At 54.7% G+C, this 18746-nt stretch carries 17 protein-coding genes and 1 pseudogene; 5 read left to right on the top strand and 13 right to left on the bottom strand.

Annotation, left to right across the window (positions count from 1 at the left end; all coding sequences use genetic code 11):
- Positions 1 to 12: 12 nt before the first annotated feature.
- The 11 genes from HMPREF1292_RS03370 to HMPREF1292_RS03320 form a co-directional block, all read right to left on the bottom strand.
- Positions 13 to 831: a PspA/IM30 family protein gene (locus HMPREF1292_RS03370; RefSeq protein WP_023018758.1), complete on the bottom strand. Its 819-nt coding sequence runs from the start codon at positions 829 to 831 to the stop codon at positions 13 to 15.
- Between the two features lie 237 nt (positions 832 to 1068).
- Positions 1069 to 1956, bottom strand: coding sequence for a succinate--CoA ligase subunit alpha (sucD, locus tag HMPREF1292_RS03365; RefSeq protein WP_021353268.1), 888 nt, complete (start codon positions 1954 to 1956; stop codon positions 1069 to 1071).
- Positions 1957 to 1974: 18 nt separating this feature from the next.
- Positions 1975 to 3153, bottom strand: coding sequence for an ADP-forming succinate--CoA ligase subunit beta (gene sucC / locus HMPREF1292_RS03360; protein WP_024272810.1), 1179 nt, complete (start codon positions 3151 to 3153; stop codon positions 1975 to 1977).
- A 340-nt stretch (positions 3154 to 3493) separates the two neighbouring features.
- On the bottom strand, positions 3494 to 3871 hold the full coding sequence (gene trxA / locus HMPREF1292_RS03355) for a thioredoxin (RefSeq protein ID WP_023018757.1): 378 nt from the start codon (positions 3869 to 3871) through the stop codon (positions 3494 to 3496).
- Between the two features lie 183 nt (positions 3872 to 4054).
- Positions 4055 to 5602 (bottom strand): replicative DNA helicase, encoded by a 1548-nt coding sequence (dnaB, locus tag HMPREF1292_RS03350; RefSeq protein ID WP_023018756.1) that lies wholly within the window; start codon positions 5600 to 5602, stop codon positions 4055 to 4057.
- Positions 5603 to 6179: 577 nt separating this feature from the next.
- Positions 6180 to 6641 (bottom strand): 50S ribosomal protein L9, encoded by a 462-nt coding sequence (gene rplI / locus HMPREF1292_RS03345; RefSeq protein ID WP_023018755.1) that lies wholly within the window; start codon positions 6639 to 6641, stop codon positions 6180 to 6182.
- A gap of 88 nt (positions 6642 to 6729) precedes the next feature.
- Entirely contained in the window at positions 6730 to 7305 is a 576-nt protein-coding gene (locus HMPREF1292_RS03340; RefSeq protein ID WP_023018754.1) for a single-stranded DNA-binding protein, read from the bottom strand.
- Between the two features lie 61 nt (positions 7306 to 7366).
- Positions 7367 to 7654, bottom strand: coding sequence for a 30S ribosomal protein S6 (gene rpsF, locus HMPREF1292_RS03335; protein ID WP_023018753.1), 288 nt, complete (start codon positions 7652 to 7654; stop codon positions 7367 to 7369).
- Between the two features lie 275 nt (positions 7655 to 7929).
- Positions 7930 to 8121, bottom strand: coding sequence for a hypothetical protein (locus HMPREF1292_RS03330; protein ID WP_023018752.1), 192 nt, complete (start codon positions 8119 to 8121; stop codon positions 7930 to 7932).
- Positions 8118 to 9644, bottom strand: coding sequence for a glycosyltransferase family 87 protein (locus HMPREF1292_RS03325; RefSeq protein WP_023018751.1), 1527 nt, complete (start codon positions 9642 to 9644; stop codon positions 8118 to 8120). The genes HMPREF1292_RS03330 and HMPREF1292_RS03325 overlap by 4 nt, the downstream gene beginning before the upstream one ends.
- Positions 9644 to 11935, bottom strand: a complete 2292-nt coding sequence (locus HMPREF1292_RS03320) for a transglycosylase domain-containing protein (protein ID WP_023018750.1) — start codon at positions 11933 to 11935, stop codon at positions 9644 to 9646. The genes HMPREF1292_RS03325 and HMPREF1292_RS03320 overlap by 1 nt, the downstream gene beginning before the upstream one ends.
- Positions 11936 to 12128: 193 nt before the next feature.
- On the opposite strand from HMPREF1292_RS03320, the pseudogene HMPREF1292_RS03315 reads away from it, so the two are divergent.
- The 4 genes and pseudogenes from HMPREF1292_RS03315 to HMPREF1292_RS03300 form a co-directional block, all read left to right on the top strand.
- A pseudogene (locus HMPREF1292_RS03315) lies at positions 12129 to 12872 on the top strand (inositol-3-phosphate synthase); the annotation flags it as partial.
- Between the two features lie 78 nt (positions 12873 to 12950).
- Positions 12951 to 13406, top strand: coding sequence for a MarR family winged helix-turn-helix transcriptional regulator (locus HMPREF1292_RS03310; protein WP_023018748.1), 456 nt, complete (start codon positions 12951 to 12953; stop codon positions 13404 to 13406).
- Between the two features lie 19 nt (positions 13407 to 13425).
- Positions 13426 to 14418, top strand: coding sequence for a universal stress protein (locus tag HMPREF1292_RS03305; RefSeq protein ID WP_023018747.1), 993 nt, complete (start codon positions 13426 to 13428; stop codon positions 14416 to 14418).
- A 43-nt stretch (positions 14419 to 14461) separates the two neighbouring features.
- A complete protein-coding gene (locus HMPREF1292_RS03300) occupies positions 14462 to 14929 on the top strand; it encodes a hypothetical protein (protein WP_023018746.1) in 468 nt (155 codons plus the stop codon).
- Positions 14930 to 14989: 60 nt separating this feature from the next.
- Here HMPREF1292_RS03300 and HMPREF1292_RS03295 read toward each other — a convergent pair whose 3' ends face one another.
- On the bottom strand, positions 14990 to 15973 hold the full coding sequence (locus HMPREF1292_RS03295; protein ID WP_023018745.1) for a rhodanese-related sulfurtransferase: 984 nt from the start codon (positions 15971 to 15973) through the stop codon (positions 14990 to 14992).
- 157 nt (positions 15974 to 16130) lie between these two features.
- A complete protein-coding gene (locus tag HMPREF1292_RS03290) occupies positions 16131 to 17624 on the bottom strand; it encodes a DUF1846 domain-containing protein (RefSeq protein ID WP_023018744.1) in 1494 nt (497 codons plus the stop codon).
- Positions 17625 to 17801: 177 nt separating this feature from the next.
- Here HMPREF1292_RS03290 and HMPREF1292_RS03285 point away from each other — a divergent pair, with 177 nt between their 5' ends.
- Positions 17802 to 18695 (top strand): Fpg/Nei family DNA glycosylase, encoded by an 894-nt coding sequence (locus tag HMPREF1292_RS03285; RefSeq protein WP_023018743.1) that lies wholly within the window; start codon positions 17802 to 17804, stop codon positions 18693 to 18695.
- The last annotated feature ends 51 nt before the right edge of the window (positions 18696 to 18746 follow it).

The following is an 18746-nucleotide window of genomic DNA, read 5'->3' as shown; positions in this document are numbered from 1 at the left end:
GGCCAGTGCAGGTTAAGAATCTTTCTGTTCTGCCGAATCACTGCTATCAGCACCATCGCTGCTTTCACCTGCACCAATAGCTTTATTCTCCTCAGATGAACCAGCGGCCATCGAAGCACGAATTTCATCTAATTTAGCGTTGGCTTTCACATCGCGCGCCGAAGTACTTGCGGAAATTTCAGCCATTGCATCGCTGGCCGAATTACGGGAAAGTTCCTGTGCCCCCAATGCATTCGCGTAACGACGCTCGATCTTGTCGCGTACCCCGTCCAAAGTCGGGGTAGAGTCATCTCCACCGATTTGCGAATTCATTGAGTTCATTGCTTCGCTGGTCTTTTCCTGCATTTTTGTTTGCTCGACCTGCTGCTCTAAACGACGAACTTCATTGAGTTGCTCTTCCAACCGAGCTTCTGATTTTTGCAGCTCTGCTTTGGCTTGTTCCGCAGCCTGCTGCGCAGAATTGTACATTTCTTTAGTCTGCGTAAGCTCTTTTTCCACTCCCACAAGCTGGGATGCAATCAATTCTGCTGTTTCATTAAAGCGCTGTGCCTTCTCGGCATCACCATTGCCTTCAGCCTGGTCTGCAGCCTGCAAGGCCTCACGAGCTTGGGACTGATACTCGTCCTGGCTTTGTAATAGCCGGTTCAATTGCATTTCGAGTTGCTTCTTATTGCCTATTACCTTCGAAGCTTGCTCGGAGATCTCCCGGTGCTGCTGTTTTGCAGCTTCAGCGGCTTGCTTAATCTGTACCTTCGGATCCGCATGCTCATCAATCTTGTTGTCGAATGACGCCATGAGATACTTCCAGCCCTTACTGATGGGATTGGCCATAATCAGTTCACTCCTTGGTTTCAAGTGCAGTTGCACCTGCCTAGTTAGTTACGGTTCTTGCAGCCCATGATACGGAAAGAACCAGGCCAATTAGACTGCCAATAGAAATAGAAAACCGGCCCTTCCATCCTCTTCGACGGGATGAAACGGGCCGGAATTTCTACGAGTCCTACACGCGCTCGCAATTTCTGCGAGCCTGCAAGCTACAGGAACTCCTGTCTAGACATTGTCTGTTGTTTAGGCACCAATGATTTCGCGCATCAGGTTGGCAGCATCGGTTGGAGTCTTGCCGACCTTAACACCAGCAGCTTCCAAAGCTTGCTTCTTAGCTTCTGCGGTTCCGGAAGAACCAGAAACAATAGCGCCAGCGTGGCCCATGGTCTTGCCTTCTGGAGCGGTGAAGCCAGCAATGTAACCAACAACTGGCTTGGTGACGTTTTCCTTGATGTATTCCGCAGCGTTTTCCTCAGCGTCGCCACCGATCTCACCGATCATAATGATGGCTTCAGTCTCAGGATCGTTCTCGAATGCCTCGATAGCATCGATATGGGTAGTACCAATAACTGGGTCACCACCGATACCAACGCAAGAGGTGAATCCGATGTCACGCAACTCGTACATCATCTGGTAGGTCAAGGTACCGGATTTGGAAACCAAGCCGATCTTGCCTGGGTTTGGAGCAGTCTCTGCTGGGATGATGCCTGCATTGGACTTGCCTGGGGAGATCAGACCAGGGCAGTTTGGTCCGATAATTCGGGTCTTGCCGCTCTTTTTCGCCGCAGCGTGGAATTCCGCGGTGTCCTTGACCGGAACGCCTTCGGTAATCACAACAACAAGTGGCATTTCTGCGTCGATAGCTTCTTCAGCAGCTGCCTTGGTGAACTTCGCTGGAACGAAAAGTACAGAGACGTTAGCTCCGGTCTCGTTCTTGGCATCTTCGACAGAACCGAAGACAGGGACAGTCTTGCCGCCTTCGAATTCCACCTGTTCGCCGGCTTTCTTCGGGTTCACACCACCAACAATGTTGGCTCCGGAATTCAGCATGCGCTGGGTGTGCTTCATACCTTCAGAGCCAGTCATGCCCTGAACGATGATCTTCGAATCTGAGTCTAGAAAAATAGACACTGTTTTTATGCCCCTTCCTTAAGCCTGGTCAGCCAGTTCGGCTGCACGGCGTGCTGCTTCGTCCATGGTGGTTACCTGTTCAACGTGTGCCAAGCCAGCTTCGCTGAGGATCTTGCGTCCCAACTCTGCATTGTTGCCATCCAAACGGACGACCATTGGCTTCGCCTGCACGCCCTGATCAGCCAGGATCTTGTTGGCCTGCACAATGCCGTTTGCTACTTCGTCACAAGCGGTGATACCACCGAAAACGTTAACGAATACGGATTTCACCTGTTCATCGCTGAAGATGACCTCGAGGCCATTAGCCATGACAGAGGCATTGGCACCGCCACCGATGTCCAGGAAGTTCGCTGGCTTTGGCTTCGAGCCGAATTCTTCACCGGCGTAAGCGGTAACGTCCAGCGTAGACATAACCAGACCAGCGCCGTTACCAATCACGCCAACGCTACCGTCGAGTTTGACGTAGTTCAGGCCCAATTCCTTGGCGCGACGCTCCAAAGGATCAGCCGCGGCGGCGTCCTCCAGGTTCGCGTGGTCTTCATGACGGAACACTGCGTTGTCGTCGAGAGAAACCTTGCCGTCGAGTGCAATGATGCGACCATCGTCGGTCTTGACTAATGGGTTAACCTCGACCAGCTGTGCGTCTTCTTTCTCATAAACTTCGTAAAGCTTACGGAAGACAGGAACCAACTGCTCGGTTTCTTCATCGCTGAAACCGGCTTCCTTGGCGATATCACGAGCGATATCCTCGGTCAGCCCCTCCAGTGGTGAGAAGTTCTTACGCACCAGCTTTTCTGGGTGCTCTTCGGCGAGCGTTTCAATCTCCACGCCACCTTCCTTGGAGCACATAGCCAGGTAGCTGCGCTTGGTGCGGTCCAACAGAATCGAGAAGTAGTACTCTTCAGCGATATCTGCGCCTTCAGCAACCATGATGGTGTTAACGGTGTGGCCCTTAATATCCAGGCCGAGAATTTCCTCTGCCTTTTCCGCAGCCTCAGCCGGGCTCTTAGCCAGCTTCACACCACCGGCTTTGCCACGGCCACCGGTTTTCACCTGCGCTTTCACAACGAAAAGATCGGCATTGATCTCTTCTGCAGCCTTCTTTGCCTGCTCTGGGTTCGTTGCGACAATGCCCTGCAGCACAGGGACATCGTGTGCGCTGAACAAGTCACGAGCTTGGTACTCGTATAGATCCACGTTTGCTCCATTCCGAAATCGAATTTCGTCTATCGCCGTACTCCAAAAATAATACGGAAAATTTGGTGGCTTTTCAGTGACCCAACGCATAAATGCCAGGTCCTGCCGACCATATGTGGCGAGTCTCCCCACAAGCTGTGACCTAAGCCAGCACTAAATAAGAGCACGGGCTAGAGAACCCTACTGAATAAACAAACCGACGAGCCGGGAAACCTAAAGCATTACACGGCTTCAATCGCACCGTGCAGGCCATTTATTCCTCAGCTCGTCGGCTGCATAGCATGAGTTCCAGACACCGTCGCTAGGACAGCTACGCTGCCGGAGCCTCCTCTATAGGGTGTTAAGAGTTGTCTTGCTGCGCATTCTGCTCAGCCAGCTGCTTACGTACGTCATCCATGTCCAGCTTCTTCACCTGCTGGATAACGTCTTCCAAAGCCGCTGGTGGCAATGCGCCAGCTTCCCGGAAAACCATGATGGAATCCCGGAAAATCATCAATGTCGGGATCGACTGAATCTCTAAAGCAGCGGCGATTCCCTGGTTGTTATCAACGTCCAATTTCGCATGCACGATATCACCGTGCTGTTCCGAAGATTTCTCAAAAGTCGGCGCAAACTGGCGGCATGGGCCACACCACTCTGCCCAAGCATCGACGATAACGACATCATTATCAGCAACGGTGCTTTCAAAGGTGTCTTCAGTAATGTCTACGGTTGCCATGAGTGGGTTTCTCCTTCAATAAATCTCATTGAGTGCGTTAGTACATTATTCGCAGACTTCCCACGGTACGCTTCGACGCTGATTTTCGCGCACGCAGCATCCGCTGAAGTAGCTGACATATGACACAACAACAAACTTTCCGACGCTATTCCCACGCCACTAGCCCTGTACCCAAAGCTGCTGCTAAACCCGCTGCACGTAATTGTCGAATCGCGAAAAACGGAGACGATGCGCCACGGTAACTGTATCGATTGGTCCACCGCGGTGTTTAGCCAGAATGATGTCCGCTTCACCAGCACGCGAATCTTCCCTGTCTTGCGAATCGGGGCGGTAAAGCAACATAACCATATCCGCATCCTGCTCCAACGAGCCCGACTCACGAAGGTCAGCCAGCTGAGGTTTTTTGTCCGTACGGGCTTCCGGCCCACGGTTCAGCTGGGAAATCGCCACCACTGGAACTTCCAGTTCTTTCGCCAACAACTTCAACTGACGCGAGAACTCAGAAACTTCCTGTTGCCGCGATTCCACACGCTTGCCCGAACTCATCAACTGGAGATAATCCAAAACGAGCAGGTCTAAACCATGTTGTTGCTTCAGCTTGCGGGCCTTTGAACGGATCTCCATCATCGTCAAGTTTGGCGAATCGTCGATAAAAATCGGAGCATTTTGCACCGTATTAAGTTTGTCGGTGAGCTTTTCCCAGGCGCGTTCATCCATCCTGCCGGACCGCATATCCGTCAATTGGATTTCTGCTTCCGCAGAAAGCAGACGCATAACGATCTCAGACGCCGACATTTCCAACGAAAAAATCACCGAAGTTTTGCCGTTTTCGATGGAACAGGAGCGCATAAAATCCATCGCCAGCGTCGATTTACCGACACCAGGGCGCGCCGCAACGATAATCATCTGACCGGGGTGCAGCCCATTGGTGACTTTGTCCAGGTCGATAAAGCCCGTTGGTACACCGGACTCCAAACCGCCGACGCGCTCGAGTGCGGCCAGCTCGTCTACTGTCGGTTTAATTAAGTCGCTCAGCGCACGGTAGTCTTCGGTTTTGCGCTTTTGCGAGACCGCGAAGACTTCCTGCTGGGCGCGGTCTATCACGTCGGTGACCTCGGCGTCCTCCGTGCCAGCAAATCCCAGCTGGACTACCCGAGTGCCGGCGTCGACAAGCTTGCGCAGCACTGCCTTTTCCGCGACCAGCTCCGCATAATACAAAGCATTCGCGGCGGTCGGCACCGAAGAAATGAGGGTATGCAAATATACCGCGCCGCCGGTGCGTTCTAAATTGTTGTACCGGTCCAAACGCCCCGAAACAATCACGGGATCAATTTGCTCGCCATTGGCATAAAGATCCAGCATCGCCTCGTAGATCAGGCTATGCGCAGGGTAGTAGAAATCCTCGGGGTCAAGCTCCTCGATGACTTCCATGACGGTATTGGGGCTCATCAGCATCGCGCCAAGGACGCCTTGTTCAGCTTCTCGGTCATGCGGAGGCTGCCGGAAATCACCATAAGCCTCTGGCTGATCTTGTTGGAATTTGCCACGCCCGCCCTTGTTCCGGGAACGATACTTAGAATCATTCCCGGAAAAGCTATTTCGCGAAAAATCATGATCGGATGCACTGAATCCAGCATCATGAATATCTGGGACGTCGAAACTTGGTTCTTCCGGTGGTGGCTCCGGAAGCTGATAATCATCCGAAAAATTTGCGTTGGCTTCCGGGCTCATTTGGGTCTCCTCCCCATGGCAGATTGTTCTGTGGAGTTCATTCTAACGAGCCAACCAACACTGCAAGCTTCGCAAAACAGCATCTAGGCCAACTATACAAACACCCTTCCGAGTACTCATTCACAAAAGTTATCCACAGGATATTCCACAAGCCAGTGGAGACTTCGTGCCAAATTGACACGTTAAGAGAAATCGACCTGCGGTTTTTCCGCTGCTTGTGGAATTTATGTGGATAAGCCTTTCTTTACGACGCATTACTTCCGAAAAACTGCAGATCATTGAGGGTTACGCTAAATCTACAAGCTGTGCATAACTTCTGAAAAATACCTGTACCTGCAGAAAGTCCTGACGGCACACCAGTCTTATACATGCAAATCGGCCATTACCAGTGTGGTCGTGCAGTGAATTTTCTACACAAATTCCACAAGTTATCCACAGCCCTATCGTTGAGCTGTGAGAAGTTCCCACACCAAAAACGGGGATGCCCAACGACAAACTCCCCGCACGAATGGCCCCTCACAGACCACCCGAACGGGGAGTGTTGTTAATGCTGTTGTCGTTAACTTAAAGAGCTTCTCTAGGAAGCAGAGACGACCGAGAAGTTGATCTTGCCCTTGATATCAGAGTGCAGCTCAACTTCTGCCTGGTAGTTACCAGTCTTTTTCACCAATGCCTTTGGCAAGTTGATGATTCGCTTGTCCAGCTTCGGACCGCCAGCCTTGGCAACAGCCTCGGCAACGTCTTCTGCAGTGACCGAGCCGAAGAGCTTGCCCTTGGACGAAGTCTTGACCTTGACGACGACTTCGTTCAGGGACAGCTTGTCCAGAGCTTCGCGGACCTCAACAGCGTGATCCAAGTCGCGGATCTCGCGCTGTTGCTGAGCACGGCGAATGCCTTCGATGTTCTTCTCTGCTCCGGCGGTGGCTGGGATAGCCAGGCCACGCGGCAGCAAGTAATTGCGTCCGTAGCCGTTTTTAACCTCTACGACTTCGCCTGCGGCGCCGAGGTTCTCAACGGCAGCGGTGAGGATCAGTTTCATGATCCCTGCCTTTCGTTGTTTTGTTGCTAGGCCCCGCCAATCATGTGGCGCGGTGTAGCAGTTTTGCGGTGAATAAACGAGCTAAATCTTAAAATGGAGGTTCGCTATCTCCGCCGAAACCACCAGCGGGTGGGGCGGAATTCCACGGATCATTATCCGGACCGTTGTTGTTCGACTGGTTGGACTGGTTACCACCGAATCCACCCTGCGCACCACCGGAAGGAGCACCTCCGCCGAAACCACCCTGGTTCGACTGGTTGTTACCGCCTCCACCAAAGTTCCCGGAGCCGCCCTCACGCGGGTTCCGGTTCACTTGTGCGGAAGCGTATTTCAGCGACGGGCCTACCTCGTCCACTTCAATTTCAAAGACTGTACGGCTTTCGCCCTCTTTGGTTTGGAAGGAACGTTGGCGCAAACGGCCGGTGACGATCACTCGCATACCCTTAGACACCGATTCTGCAACGTTTTCCGCCATGTTGCGCCAAGCGTTGCAGGTCAAAAACAGGGCCTCACCGTCTTCCCACTGCTGCGTTTGCGCGTTATAGCGCCGCGGGGTGGAAGCGATACGGAAGTTAGCCACCGCTGCACCCGATGGGGTGAAGCGCAATTCTGGGTCCGCAACTGCGTTGCCGACCACGGTGATGTTGGTATCTCCCTGTGCCATGTTTTCTCCTCAGTGCTTTCCGGGATGCAGGTTCGTCGTCTACGACCTCCAGTATCCGGATTTAGCTGTCGGTACGCAGAACCTTGGTACGCAGTACGGTATCGGAAAGGTTCAGACGCCGATCAAGCTCTTTAACCGAATCCGGTTCGCATTCCAGGTTGATGACGGCGTAGATGCCTTCGGAACTCTTCTTGATTGGATAAGCCAAGCTGCGCTTGCCTACCACATCAACGTTTTCCACCTTGCCGTTATCCTTGCGGACAGTCTCGAGGAACTTATCCAGGGATGGGGCAACGGTGCGTTCATCCTGCTTAGCATCCAGGATGATCATTACTTCGTAGCGACGCACGGACCTCATCACCTCCTATGGTCTTGTCGTTTCGGCCATATCACCTTCGCGGATATGGCAGGAGGGTTCGTTGCGTCAAGCAACCCTCAAAGATTAGCGCACCCAGGGGATATCCGCAATCATTAGCGGAGCTGCTGTTCCCGGCCTGGCGTATCGCTGACAAATTGACTGCACAATTGACTGCACAAACGACACGCAAAGTCCCCTGCACTAAATTAACTAGTGCTAAATTAACCAGCACTAAACTGACTAGCGTTAAATTACCCAGCGCTAAATTAGCCAGCGTTAGTAGTAGCGAAAAATACCGCCAGCATAGTCGGTATGACCGTCAGAAACAGTAGTGCAATCAGCCCAAACACCACGGCTGGCCGACGGGTAGGTTTGCGATGAATAGCCCAATATGCAGCACCGATACATCCCAACCCAATCACTATGGAAATAACTCCGCTGATAACGATGGCGTTCATGCATTCTCCTTTTCATTCGCATGCCACATGGTTTTGCTTACGCGCCCTTCCCGCATTTGCACGTGCTCTGCCGCTTTTTCCGGTGACACTTGCAACGGCCCGGCCAACGGGTCATAACCGTTATGGGCCTGATAAACCGTATCCTCGCTACGCCCGAGCATTTGTCGCACCACGCAGACCACCAACACCACAATCAGCCCGGTGCGCGTGAGCACCACGAGATCCAAAAATTCCGCCGGCAGCCCGTTGTTATCGGAACCGTGCATATGCCACATCAGTACTGGCCAGACGAACATGTCAACCGCCATCCAGGCCCACAACAGCCTCCATCGTGGCAACGCCAGCACAGCCGGAATGACCAGCCACAACGAATATTGCGGCGACCAGACTTTATTGAACAGCAAAAACGCGGCAATAATTAGGAAAACTAGTTCCGCCACCCGCGGTTGGCGCTTGCCGACGAACCCGACAATGGCGATTGCCAGACAGCTCGCCATAAACAGCACTAGGCTCACGCTGTTGAGGATTTGTGGAACCTCCGCACCTTCCGGGTCGAAGCCGTCGAAAAGCGTCAAACGTGCGGCAACAGCATAAATTGTGGTCCATTCCCAACTGCGCGTGCTGTTCAAACGATTGAATTCATTCCATGCCTCTGGGTAAGCAAGCAGTACCGGAAGGTTGACCACTAGCCATGTCACCGCGGTGCTCACCGCCACTATGATGAACGACCGGAATCTGCGCAAGCGTAGTGCTAAAACAATGAAAGCGCCCAGCAAAAACACCGGCCATAATTTGGCTGCGGTACCTAGCCCAATAGCAATTCCGGCCCAGACCGTGCGTCCGCGTGAAAATGCCAACAAGCCAGCCACTGCGAAGAAAATCGCGAGAATATCCCAATTGGTAAAAGCGTGCACCAGTACCAATGGGCTTGCAGCAACCAGAATGATGTCCCAAATGCGTCTGCCTGCGAGTGCACAGGCCATGCGCACAGTCGCTACCCACAGTATCGCGAGCACCAGAACCGTGAGCACGAAATACCACCCGGCCATGGGCACCGGCACGAGGTGTTTACTGATGGCTTCCACTGGAGGGTAGCTAATGCGGGCTAACCAACCCATGAAGCCTTGAAAATACCCCGTAACCACAGGGTATTCCAGGTAACGGGTCAGGTCGCCTTCCTGCCAGGAATAAGCGTAAGGAAAAACTCCGGTGTCCAACCCACGCCCGGCAAACAACGGCACGATGTCGTTATAGCAAGCGGAGACATAAGCCCGGTTGCCCGACCAGTTGAGATCAATCGCACCAGTATCGGGATTGATACTGCCGCGGGTGCAGTGCGCCTTGCTGAGGAACCCTCCCGCAAGAAACAACATCGCCACTGAGACGATCACCTGCACGGGGTTAAACCAGCGTGAATGCGCCAGCCTCCCATGCTTACCGACGTGCCCACCTAGGAAATCGATCAACCGCCGGGCTGCCGGTTCGGTCTCAGCAGGCGCAACCCAGCCAGCCCGGTTGTTCATTACAGCAGGTTCTCCAACTCGTTGATGGCGTCTTCGATGACTGCGCCCGGAGCCGGTGGCGCCTGGCGCCCGCCCTGGCCACCCCCTTGGTTCTGACCGCCCTGGCCGCCCTGGCCAGTCGCGCCACCTTGTCCACCGTTTTGGCCTTGGCCTCCTGGCGCCTGTCCACCCGGCGCGGGAGCTTGCTCGCCTTGGCCTGGTTGTTCGTCATCCTCTGCACCGTCTGCAGGGGTTTCCGGAGTCTGGTTTGGCGTCGTGGCCCCACCAGTTCCGCTACCGTAACCGGAACGTCCCGTGCCACTAGATGCCGGTGGTACATAGCTTTCGATCAGGTTTGAGCCGGAATTGCCATAGGTGCGCCAACGCACCGGGGCTGCGCTTTCGAAGGAAGCCTGCTCGCGTCCTTCCAGCGCTCGATCTAAGGAGTCCTTCCAGATCGATCCAGGAGTATTGGCGCCATACATATTGCCGCCGTACTGATTGAAAATCGCCGAAGTGTTGTCGGCAGTACCCACCCAGACTGCGGTGGACAATTCTGGGGTGCCACCAACCATCCAAGCGTCCTTGTTCAGTCCGGTATCGCCCAACTGTGCGGTACCGGTCTTGCTTGCCGACGGACGGCCTCCAGCCAACACCTGGCCGGCATGCGCAGCCACTGGTTGCATCGCTTGGATTACGTTGTCCGCAACTGTCTCAGAGACGCGCCGTTCTGGCTTGTGATCGTTGTGCTCGTAGAGCACTTCACCGCGGGAAGTTTCTACGCGAGAAACAAAATGCGGCTGATTATAAACCCCGTGGTTGGTTAGCGTGGCCATCACAGTCGCCATATCCAAAACTCGCGACTGGTACTGCCCCAGCACGATGCCTTCATAAGGTTGCTCGCCGTTTTCAGTCAGCGATTCCGGCACACCAGGGAAAGACTTGGCCACTCCCAGTGCGTGTCCCATATCAGCGGTATCTTGCGTGCCGTTGACCAAGTCATCCTGCAAACGGATGAATGAGGTGTTGTAGGAGTATTCCAACGCCGTGGCGATGGAGCACACACCACAGCCATTGCCGTCCCAGTTGGTGACTTCAATGCCACCCGGCAGCATCACAGGCGTCGAAGCGTAATTAGCCCCCAACGGGATGCCTTGTTGCAAAGCGGCGGCTAGGCCAACAATCTTGAACGTTGATCCAGTCTGCAGCCCGGCTGAAGCGTAGTCCCAACCAGATGCTTCGTCCCCACCGTAGTAACCGCGCACCGCGCCTGTAGCTGGCTCGATGGTCACCACAGCCGAGCGGGCATCTTCTTGCAACCCCGCCATGTTTTCTTCCACAGACTGCAGCACGGAATTCTGTACATGCTGGTCGATTGTGGTGGTTACCTGTAAACCGCGGTTGGTCACATCGTCTTCGGTAATGCCTAAAGTTTCCAGTTCTTCGATGACCTTGTTTTTAATGTGACCGTTCGGACCGGTGGCTTCCGTGTACGCCGAGTATTCAGCTGGGTCGCGAGTTTCCGGATAAAACATCCCGGCGCGTTGTTCTGCTGGCAACAGCCCCATCTCGACCAAACCGTCCAGCACATAATTCCAACGACCTTCCGCCCGTTCCCGGTTATTCCACGGGTCTAGTTGGTTCGGCACCTGGATAGTCGCGGCCAGCACCGCGGCTTCTTCTATCGTCAGCTCGGTGGCTGGTTTGTTGAAATACGCCGTCGACGCAGCTTCAATACCGTAAGCATTGCGTCCGAAGTACACGGTATTGAGATAAGACTCCAGGATCTGCGCTTTGTCCCACTCATTAGTCATTTTGATGGAGTGGACCAATTCATTCCATTTTCGTGCATAGGAGTGATCGTCACCCACGATGACGTTTTTCACGTACTGCTGGGTAATCGTCGACCCGCCTCCGGCGTTAGCGTTGCCCGTGACCTGCCCCCAGGCGGCACGCAAAAAGCCGGATACGGAAAAGCCACTGTTATCCCAAAAATCACGATCTTCGGCGGCCAGCACAGCATTCGACACATACTCTGGAAGGTCTTCCAAAGACACGAACGTGCGGTTGCCTTCTGGCGGCACTAAACGAGCCAGCTCGGTGGTGCCGTCAGAGGCATAGATATGGGAAACCTGCGCGGTGGTCACCTCGCTTGGTTCCGGGGTATCGGCACGCACATAAGCGACCGCAAAAATCATGCCTGGAATCGCCAAAATAGCCACGAAGATGATCGCTAGCGTGATCCATATCTTCTGGCGCCGGGTACGCGGCTGCCGGGCGTCGTCGGTGTCAGTCTGGGAGTTCTCAGTCACCGTCAAACCTCTGTCATTGCCTTGTAGAAATATCTCTTCAAAGAATACGGGGTGTGTCCAGTTGGTGGAAACCACCGTGGGTTCATCTTGATCGATACACCTCGTTGTACTTGATCGATACACCAACATTTCGGCACTGTTTCCGCAGCGTGTTGCTTTTAAGCTGGCCTGGCTAACGAAAGGAGCAATCATCATGTCCAAAGTTCGTGTGGCCATCGCCGGTGTCGGCAATTGTGCTACTTCCCTGGTGCAGGGCGTGGAGTTTTACCGCAACGCACCTGTCGATGAGAAAATCCCTGGCCTCATGCATACCCAGCTAGGTGAATACCACGTTGGTGATGTGGAATTCGTCGCCGCGTTTGATGTTGATGCCGCAAAAGTTGGCAGCGATCTTGCCGACGCTCTCGATGCATCGCTTAATTGCACGATCCGCATTGCAGACGTTCCGCCCACCGGGGTAACAGTGCAACGTGGCCCCACCCTGGATGGGCTGGGCATGCACTATCTGGCATCCATCGAAGAATCCAAGGCAGAACCAGTAGACGTCGCCCAAGCTTTGCGCAACGCTGAGGTTGACGTACTCGTCTCTTACCTCCCTGTGGGTTCGGAAGAAGCCGACAAATACTATGCACAGGCCGCCATCGACGCGGGTTGCGCCTTCGTCAACGCACTACCAGTATTCATCGCATCCGACCCCGAGTGGGCACAGAAATTCCTTGACGCCGGGTTGCCTATCGTTGGCGACGACATCAAATCGCAGGTCGGCGCAACGATCACTCACCGAGTGATGGCGAAGCTTTTCGAGGATCGTGGCGTCCGTCTAGACCGCACTATGCAGTTGAACGTCGGCGGCAACATGAACTTTAAAAACATGCTGGACCGACAGCGCCTGGCGTCTAAGAAGGTATCGAAGACGCAGTCGGTGACTTCGAATCTCCACCAGTTCAGCTTTCTGACGACGAGGCTGCAGCCCAACTAAAAGCATTCATTGCTAAAAGTGACTAAGCTATCAGCCATGAGTAAAACAGCGGAAGAAGTGGCAGCGAAACTCCAGGAACCAATGACTCGCTTACGAGTTCTTTACGACCGCATCGCTAGTCACTATTCGTTGACCCCGGCCCAGATGACCATCATGGAGTTTCTGTACAAAAATGGCGCCAGCCGCATCAGCGCGGTTTCCGAGGCAGAAGGCATCCGTATGCCTACCGCCTCCAATGCTTTGGTGCAACTGGAGCGCAGGGAACTAATTCGTCGTGTACGCGACAGCGTCGACCGCCGTGGAGTCAAAGTAGCCCTGACCAACCTCGGCAAAACTGAATACGAGGAAGCACGGGAAGCGCGTCGCAAAACGCTAGCCCAATTGCTGGATCATTTGGACGAAGCAACCCTGGCCAACGCGCATGAGCTTGCCGACGTCATTGTCGAGCTGGCAGAGCGCTACACCCCGGCAAAGCACAACGAAAACAACTAACGAACTACACTAAGTTTTCATGGCCACTGATTCTGCCGGCGCCGTATCGTCGACAAGCGCGCGCCAACCGCTCCGCGTTCTCGTCGCCTGGAACCCAACGTCTTCCGGAGACGAAGCCATCGCCTACGCCGCATGGCTCGCCCGGTCCATGCCCGTCAGAATCCGCGTGATTTCCATTTTGCTACGCCCATGGCCAGCAACTTCATTGGCGAAACTAGGCGGCAAATACCAAAAATCTTTCAACAAAGAGGCCAAAGCGTGCGCCACAGCAGTAGAAGAAGCGCTCACGCAAGCTGAGATTCCCTCACAGTGTTGGGACGATGATTTCTCGGTGTTTGCCGATGGTTCCTCCCCCGCCCCAATTTTGACCGAAGCAGCCAAAGATTTCGCTGCCGACCTCGTCATCGTCGGCTCCAGCGCTTCGACCCCCAAAGGGCGTTTTCACAGCTCGTCGACGACCTCTGCACTATTGCACTCTTCACCGAGTCCACTGGGTTTGGCACCCCGTGCAACAAAGCTATCCAAACATGGCATCACCCGCCTGAACTACGCGTTTTTAGAATCCGGCGAAGACACCTCACAGGTTGGACTTCTGTACGCTGCGAGTTTAGCCAACAAGCTTTCATTACCATTGCGGATAGTCGCTTTTTCGCCTACCGGACTGGTCGATATCCCAGTCACAATCAAAAAATCTTTGGTGCAGGATCTTACCGATCAGTGGCACGAGAATGCACTAGCGATGCTGGACCGTGCACGCGATCGCATCATGGACTGCTTCCCAGACATCACCGTAGAGACCGGCATTGGCTCCGGCGACGGGTGGAAAGGCGCAATCGACGCATTGAAGTGGAAAAAGGGCGACTTGTTATGTCTGGATTCCAGCGATGCAGGACCTTCGCCACGGGTTTTTATTGGTTCGCCAACCTCGGAATTCCTACAGAATATTCGCGTTCCCGCCGTGGTCTTACCCGCCGGGTATGAACGGCAGGAACAGCAAGAACAGCAAGATTAGGTGCGCAAAAGCCAGAATAAGCCAACGCCCCTAGACTAGAGGCATGCCTGCTACCCCGAATTTTCCGCACCCAGAAAACGATCTCTACGACGATGATCCGTCTCGGTTCACGCGGAATCCTCGTAGCCTCGACGAGCTAGCCAATAGCCCAGACCCATATATGCGCGCGGGCAAAGACGAAGAATCTTCCCGCCAGGCTAGGCGCTACTTGCTTTGGGCCATGGTGGGATCTTTCGTCGTCGGGCTTGGTTCCTTGCTGTTCAGCCGACTCACCGGCGGTGAGTTGTGCGATTCCGGCGAAGCGGCCTGGTTGTGCACCGAAGCCTCGCACACCTGGTGGCCGATCCTCGCGTGGACGATTCCGTTTTTCAGCATGGTGATCTGCGCGATCATCATGGTGCGCAAACTCCGCGCCGGCGTGCGGTGGCGCACCTGGATGGGCGTGTTCTGGGTATTAGTGCCCAACGCCATGTTTTGGGGGCTCGGCGCCGTGCAGATACTGGCGCTATAAAAGTCCCCGGTTTAAAACGCCTCGGTATAAAATATCGAGGCGCCGCAGCACTGCAGAAAGCTACGCGCCCTGCTTTTGCGCTTCTGCTTTTTCTGCTTCCTCTTTTTGCGCGATAGCCTCGGCAACTTCCTGGCAGTCCTCGCGCCCGCAATGCGCGGTGCGCGGGTTAGCATAGCAATCATCGCAAATCAGCACTTGCCTGCGGCAAGTGTCTTCATTGATGCAGTTATTGAACTTATTATTGCCCACTCCACAGTGGATGCAGTGCCCTAATTGCACAAAATTGGGGTCATTGTCCTGCCCAAATTCCATGTGCATGCGCTCATCAAACACATACAACGAGCCTTCCCACAGGCCTTTGTTTCCGTATTTTTCGCCGTAGCGCACGATGCCGCCGTCGACCTGATAGACCTCGTTGAAGCCGCGGTTTTTCATCAACGAAGACAAAATTTCACAACGGATGCCGCCCGTGCAATAGGAAATCACCGGCTTGTCCTTCATCCAGTCGTACTTACCGGATTCGATTTCTTTGATGAAGTCATGCGTGGTTTCCACATCCGGCACCACCGCATTTTTAAACTTGCCAATCTCGGCTTCCATGGCGTTGCGGCCGTCGAAAAACACCACGTCGTCGCCACGCTCTTCGACGAGTTTATTCACTTCTTCCGGTTTCAGGTGCACGCCGCCGCCGATCACGCCGTTTTCATCAACCTTCAACTCATCAGCAGCGTTGAAAGCAACGATTTCATCACGGACTTTCACCGACAAGCGTGGGAAATCATCGGCACCGCCATTGGACCATTTGAAGGACATGGAATGGAAGCCATCATATTCGCGGGTGCGCTTGCGGTACTGCTTACAAGCAGCGACCGTGCCGCCGACGGTGCCGTTGATGCCGTGCTTGGAAATGAGAATTCGGCCTTTCAGCCCCAGCGATTCGCACAAAGCCTTTTGCCACAGCATCACCGCCTGCGGGTCTGCGATAGGGGTGAACTGGTAATACAGCAGGATTTTGGATTCAAGCGATTCGCTGCGGCTAGTCATAAGCCGCATTTTAATAACCAGCTGGAAGTTTTCCTAAACGCTGGTGTTTCTGCCCCGAACGTCTATACTTTGCAGGGCCGGTGCCGAAACACCGGGCACGCCGGGGCCAGTGCCGAAATACCTGGCACGCCAGGCCTGAACAGAAGAAGCCGCAGGCTTAAACCTTGTGATACAAACCTTTACGCCAGAACACCGGATCACTGCTCACGCGCACGCCAAGGTTGCGGAAAATGCCTTCGTCAACAGGTCCCAGAATCGTGGTGGTGTGCACTTCACAATCCCGCAGGTTCTTCAACGCCGCCAGTGCCGCGCGAGCATCAGCGGAATTCGCTGCAGACACCGACAACGCAATCAATACTTCATCAGTGTGCAAACGGGGGTTCTTCGAACCCAAGTGCTGGGTTTTCAGCGTTTGGATCGGTTCGATGGCTTCCGGAGCCAGCAACAAGACGTCGTCAGGAATACCAGCCAAGTGCTTCAAGGCATTCAGCAACATTGCCGCCGAACAACCCAGCAGGCTGGAGGTTTTTCCGGTGACCATGGTGCCGTCGGCAAGCTCAATGGCAGAACCCGGCTGCCCGCTTTCCTCAGCCACCCGGCGCGCCGGAGCAAGTACCGCGCGATCGTCGACGGCAACACCGGCTTTGTTCATCACCACGGCCACGCGCCCAGATAACGTGCTGTCGAGTTCGTCGGTGCGCTCGGTAACCAGGGCTTTGAAATAACGGCGGATGATTTCCTGGCGGGCGGCTTCCTGGCAGGCTTCGTCGTCGCTGATGCAGTAGCCGACCATGTTCACGCCCATGTCTGTTGGCGACTGATACGGCGAAGCCCCCACCAGCTTTTCCAACAGGCGCTTGAGCAGCGGGAAGGCTTCGACGTCGCGGTTGTAATTCGAGGCCTTTTGGTCATAGGCCGACAGATGATACGGGTCGATGACGTTGGCGTCGTCCAGATCTGCGGTGGCTGCCTCATAGGCCAGGTTGACGGGGTGCTCGAGCGGCAGGTTCCAAATGGGGAAGGTTTCAAATTTTGCGTAACCGGCGTTCACGCCGCGCTGGTGTTCGTGATAAATCTGCGATAGGCAGGTCGCCATCTTGCCGGAACCCGGCCCCGGCGCGGTCATGATGATCAGATCGCGGGAGGTTTCTGCAAAGTCATTGCGGCCAAAGCCATCTTCGGACACGATGCGGTCAGCATCCGTGGGGTAGCCCGGGATCGTGCGGTGGCGAGAAACCTTCAGCCCCATGCGGTGCAGGCGCTGGATGAAGGCTTCTGCCTGGTGGTTACCGTCTTCCAGCTGGGTGATGACGACGTTTTCCACTAAAAAACCGCGCTCACGGAAGACGTCGACAAGCCGCAACACGTCATCTTCGTAGGTAATGCCAAGGTCCGCGCGGATTTTATTGCGCAGCAGGTCCTTGGAGTTCACGCAGATCATGATCTCCAGGTCGTTTTTCAGCTGCTCCAGCATCGCGATTTTATTATCCGGGGTAAATCCCGGCAGGACGCGTGATGCGTGCAGGTCGTCGAAAAGCTTGCCCCCCATTTCGAGATAAAGCTTGCCGCCGATTTCTTTCCGTCGCGCGTTGATGTGCTCCGATTGGAGTTGAATGTATTTCTCGCGATCAAACCCGATCTTATGCGCCATTGTGCCTTACTTTCTCTCGCGAGGATCCCCCGCGTGCAGCCTCGAAAAATCTATGACGCATGACTAGTATACGCGCCCAGCACGGCGATAAATAATAGCTGTCACTCGACAGGCCTAAGCTCTGATCATCCAGCGCCCAGCACGAACATAGCGCAAGCACAGCGCTAGGCTAGAGACATGCCTGAAGGTCACGTCATCCACCGTCTTGCCGACGAATTCACCCGCATTTTTGGCACCCAGCGCCTGCATATCACCAGCCCACAGGGCCGTTTTGCCACGGAAGCAACGCTTGTCGACGGCTCCCGGCTCGAGCGGGCGGAAGCTTTTGGCAAACACTTATTTTTGCACTTCGACGCCGCGTCCGACGAGCACATCATCTATATCCACTTGGGCCTGATTGGACACTTGCGTTTTGAGGATCGCGAGAAGGTCTGGGGCCAGATCCGATTGCGCATAGAAACACTTGCCGACGGCGACGCGAATGATTCTGGCACCAAAACCAGAAGCACCTCCGCCGCCGAAGGCAACTCCGACAGCGGGAACCCCCACATTCTGGCGGCGAATCTGCGCGGCCCGCAGTGGTGTCGGCTGATCACGGACGAGGAATACGCCATCGCCGTCGGCAAGATCGGGGAAGATCCTATCCGTGATGATGCCGATCCGAAGCAGGTGTGGACGAAGGTGCAGCGTTCGAAGCGCAGCATCGGCTCGTTGTTGATGGACCAGAAACTGTTTGCGGGGGTGGGCAATATTTATCGCGCGGAGGTGTTGTTCCGGCATCAGCAGTCGCCGTTTACTCCGGGTAATGCGATTGATCGCAGCGTGTTTTTCGCTATGTGGGAAGACCTGGTGGCGCTGATGCGCCAGGGCGTGGTCGACGGCGAGATCAATACGGTGCGCGACGAGCACACCCCAGAGGTGATGCACCGCCCGGCGCGTGACGACGAGCACGGCGGCGAAGTCTATGTTTACCGGCGCGCGGGAGATGATTGTTATGTCTGCGGTTCAGATATTGCGATGAAAGCTTACGAGGGGCGCAATCTGTTTTGGTGCCCGACTTGCCAGGCTTGATCATTGGGGCGTAGCTTGCCACCACAGGCTTAAGCCGGGGTGGTTAAGCTG

The organism is Corynebacterium sp. KPL1995 (assembly GCF_000477935.1).
GTDB lineage: Bacteria > Actinomycetota > Actinomycetes > Mycobacteriales > Mycobacteriaceae > Corynebacterium > Corynebacterium pseudodiphtheriticum.
The sequence above is the reverse complement of the archived record's forward strand: the minus strand, read 5'-3'. Positions and strand labels throughout refer to the sequence as shown.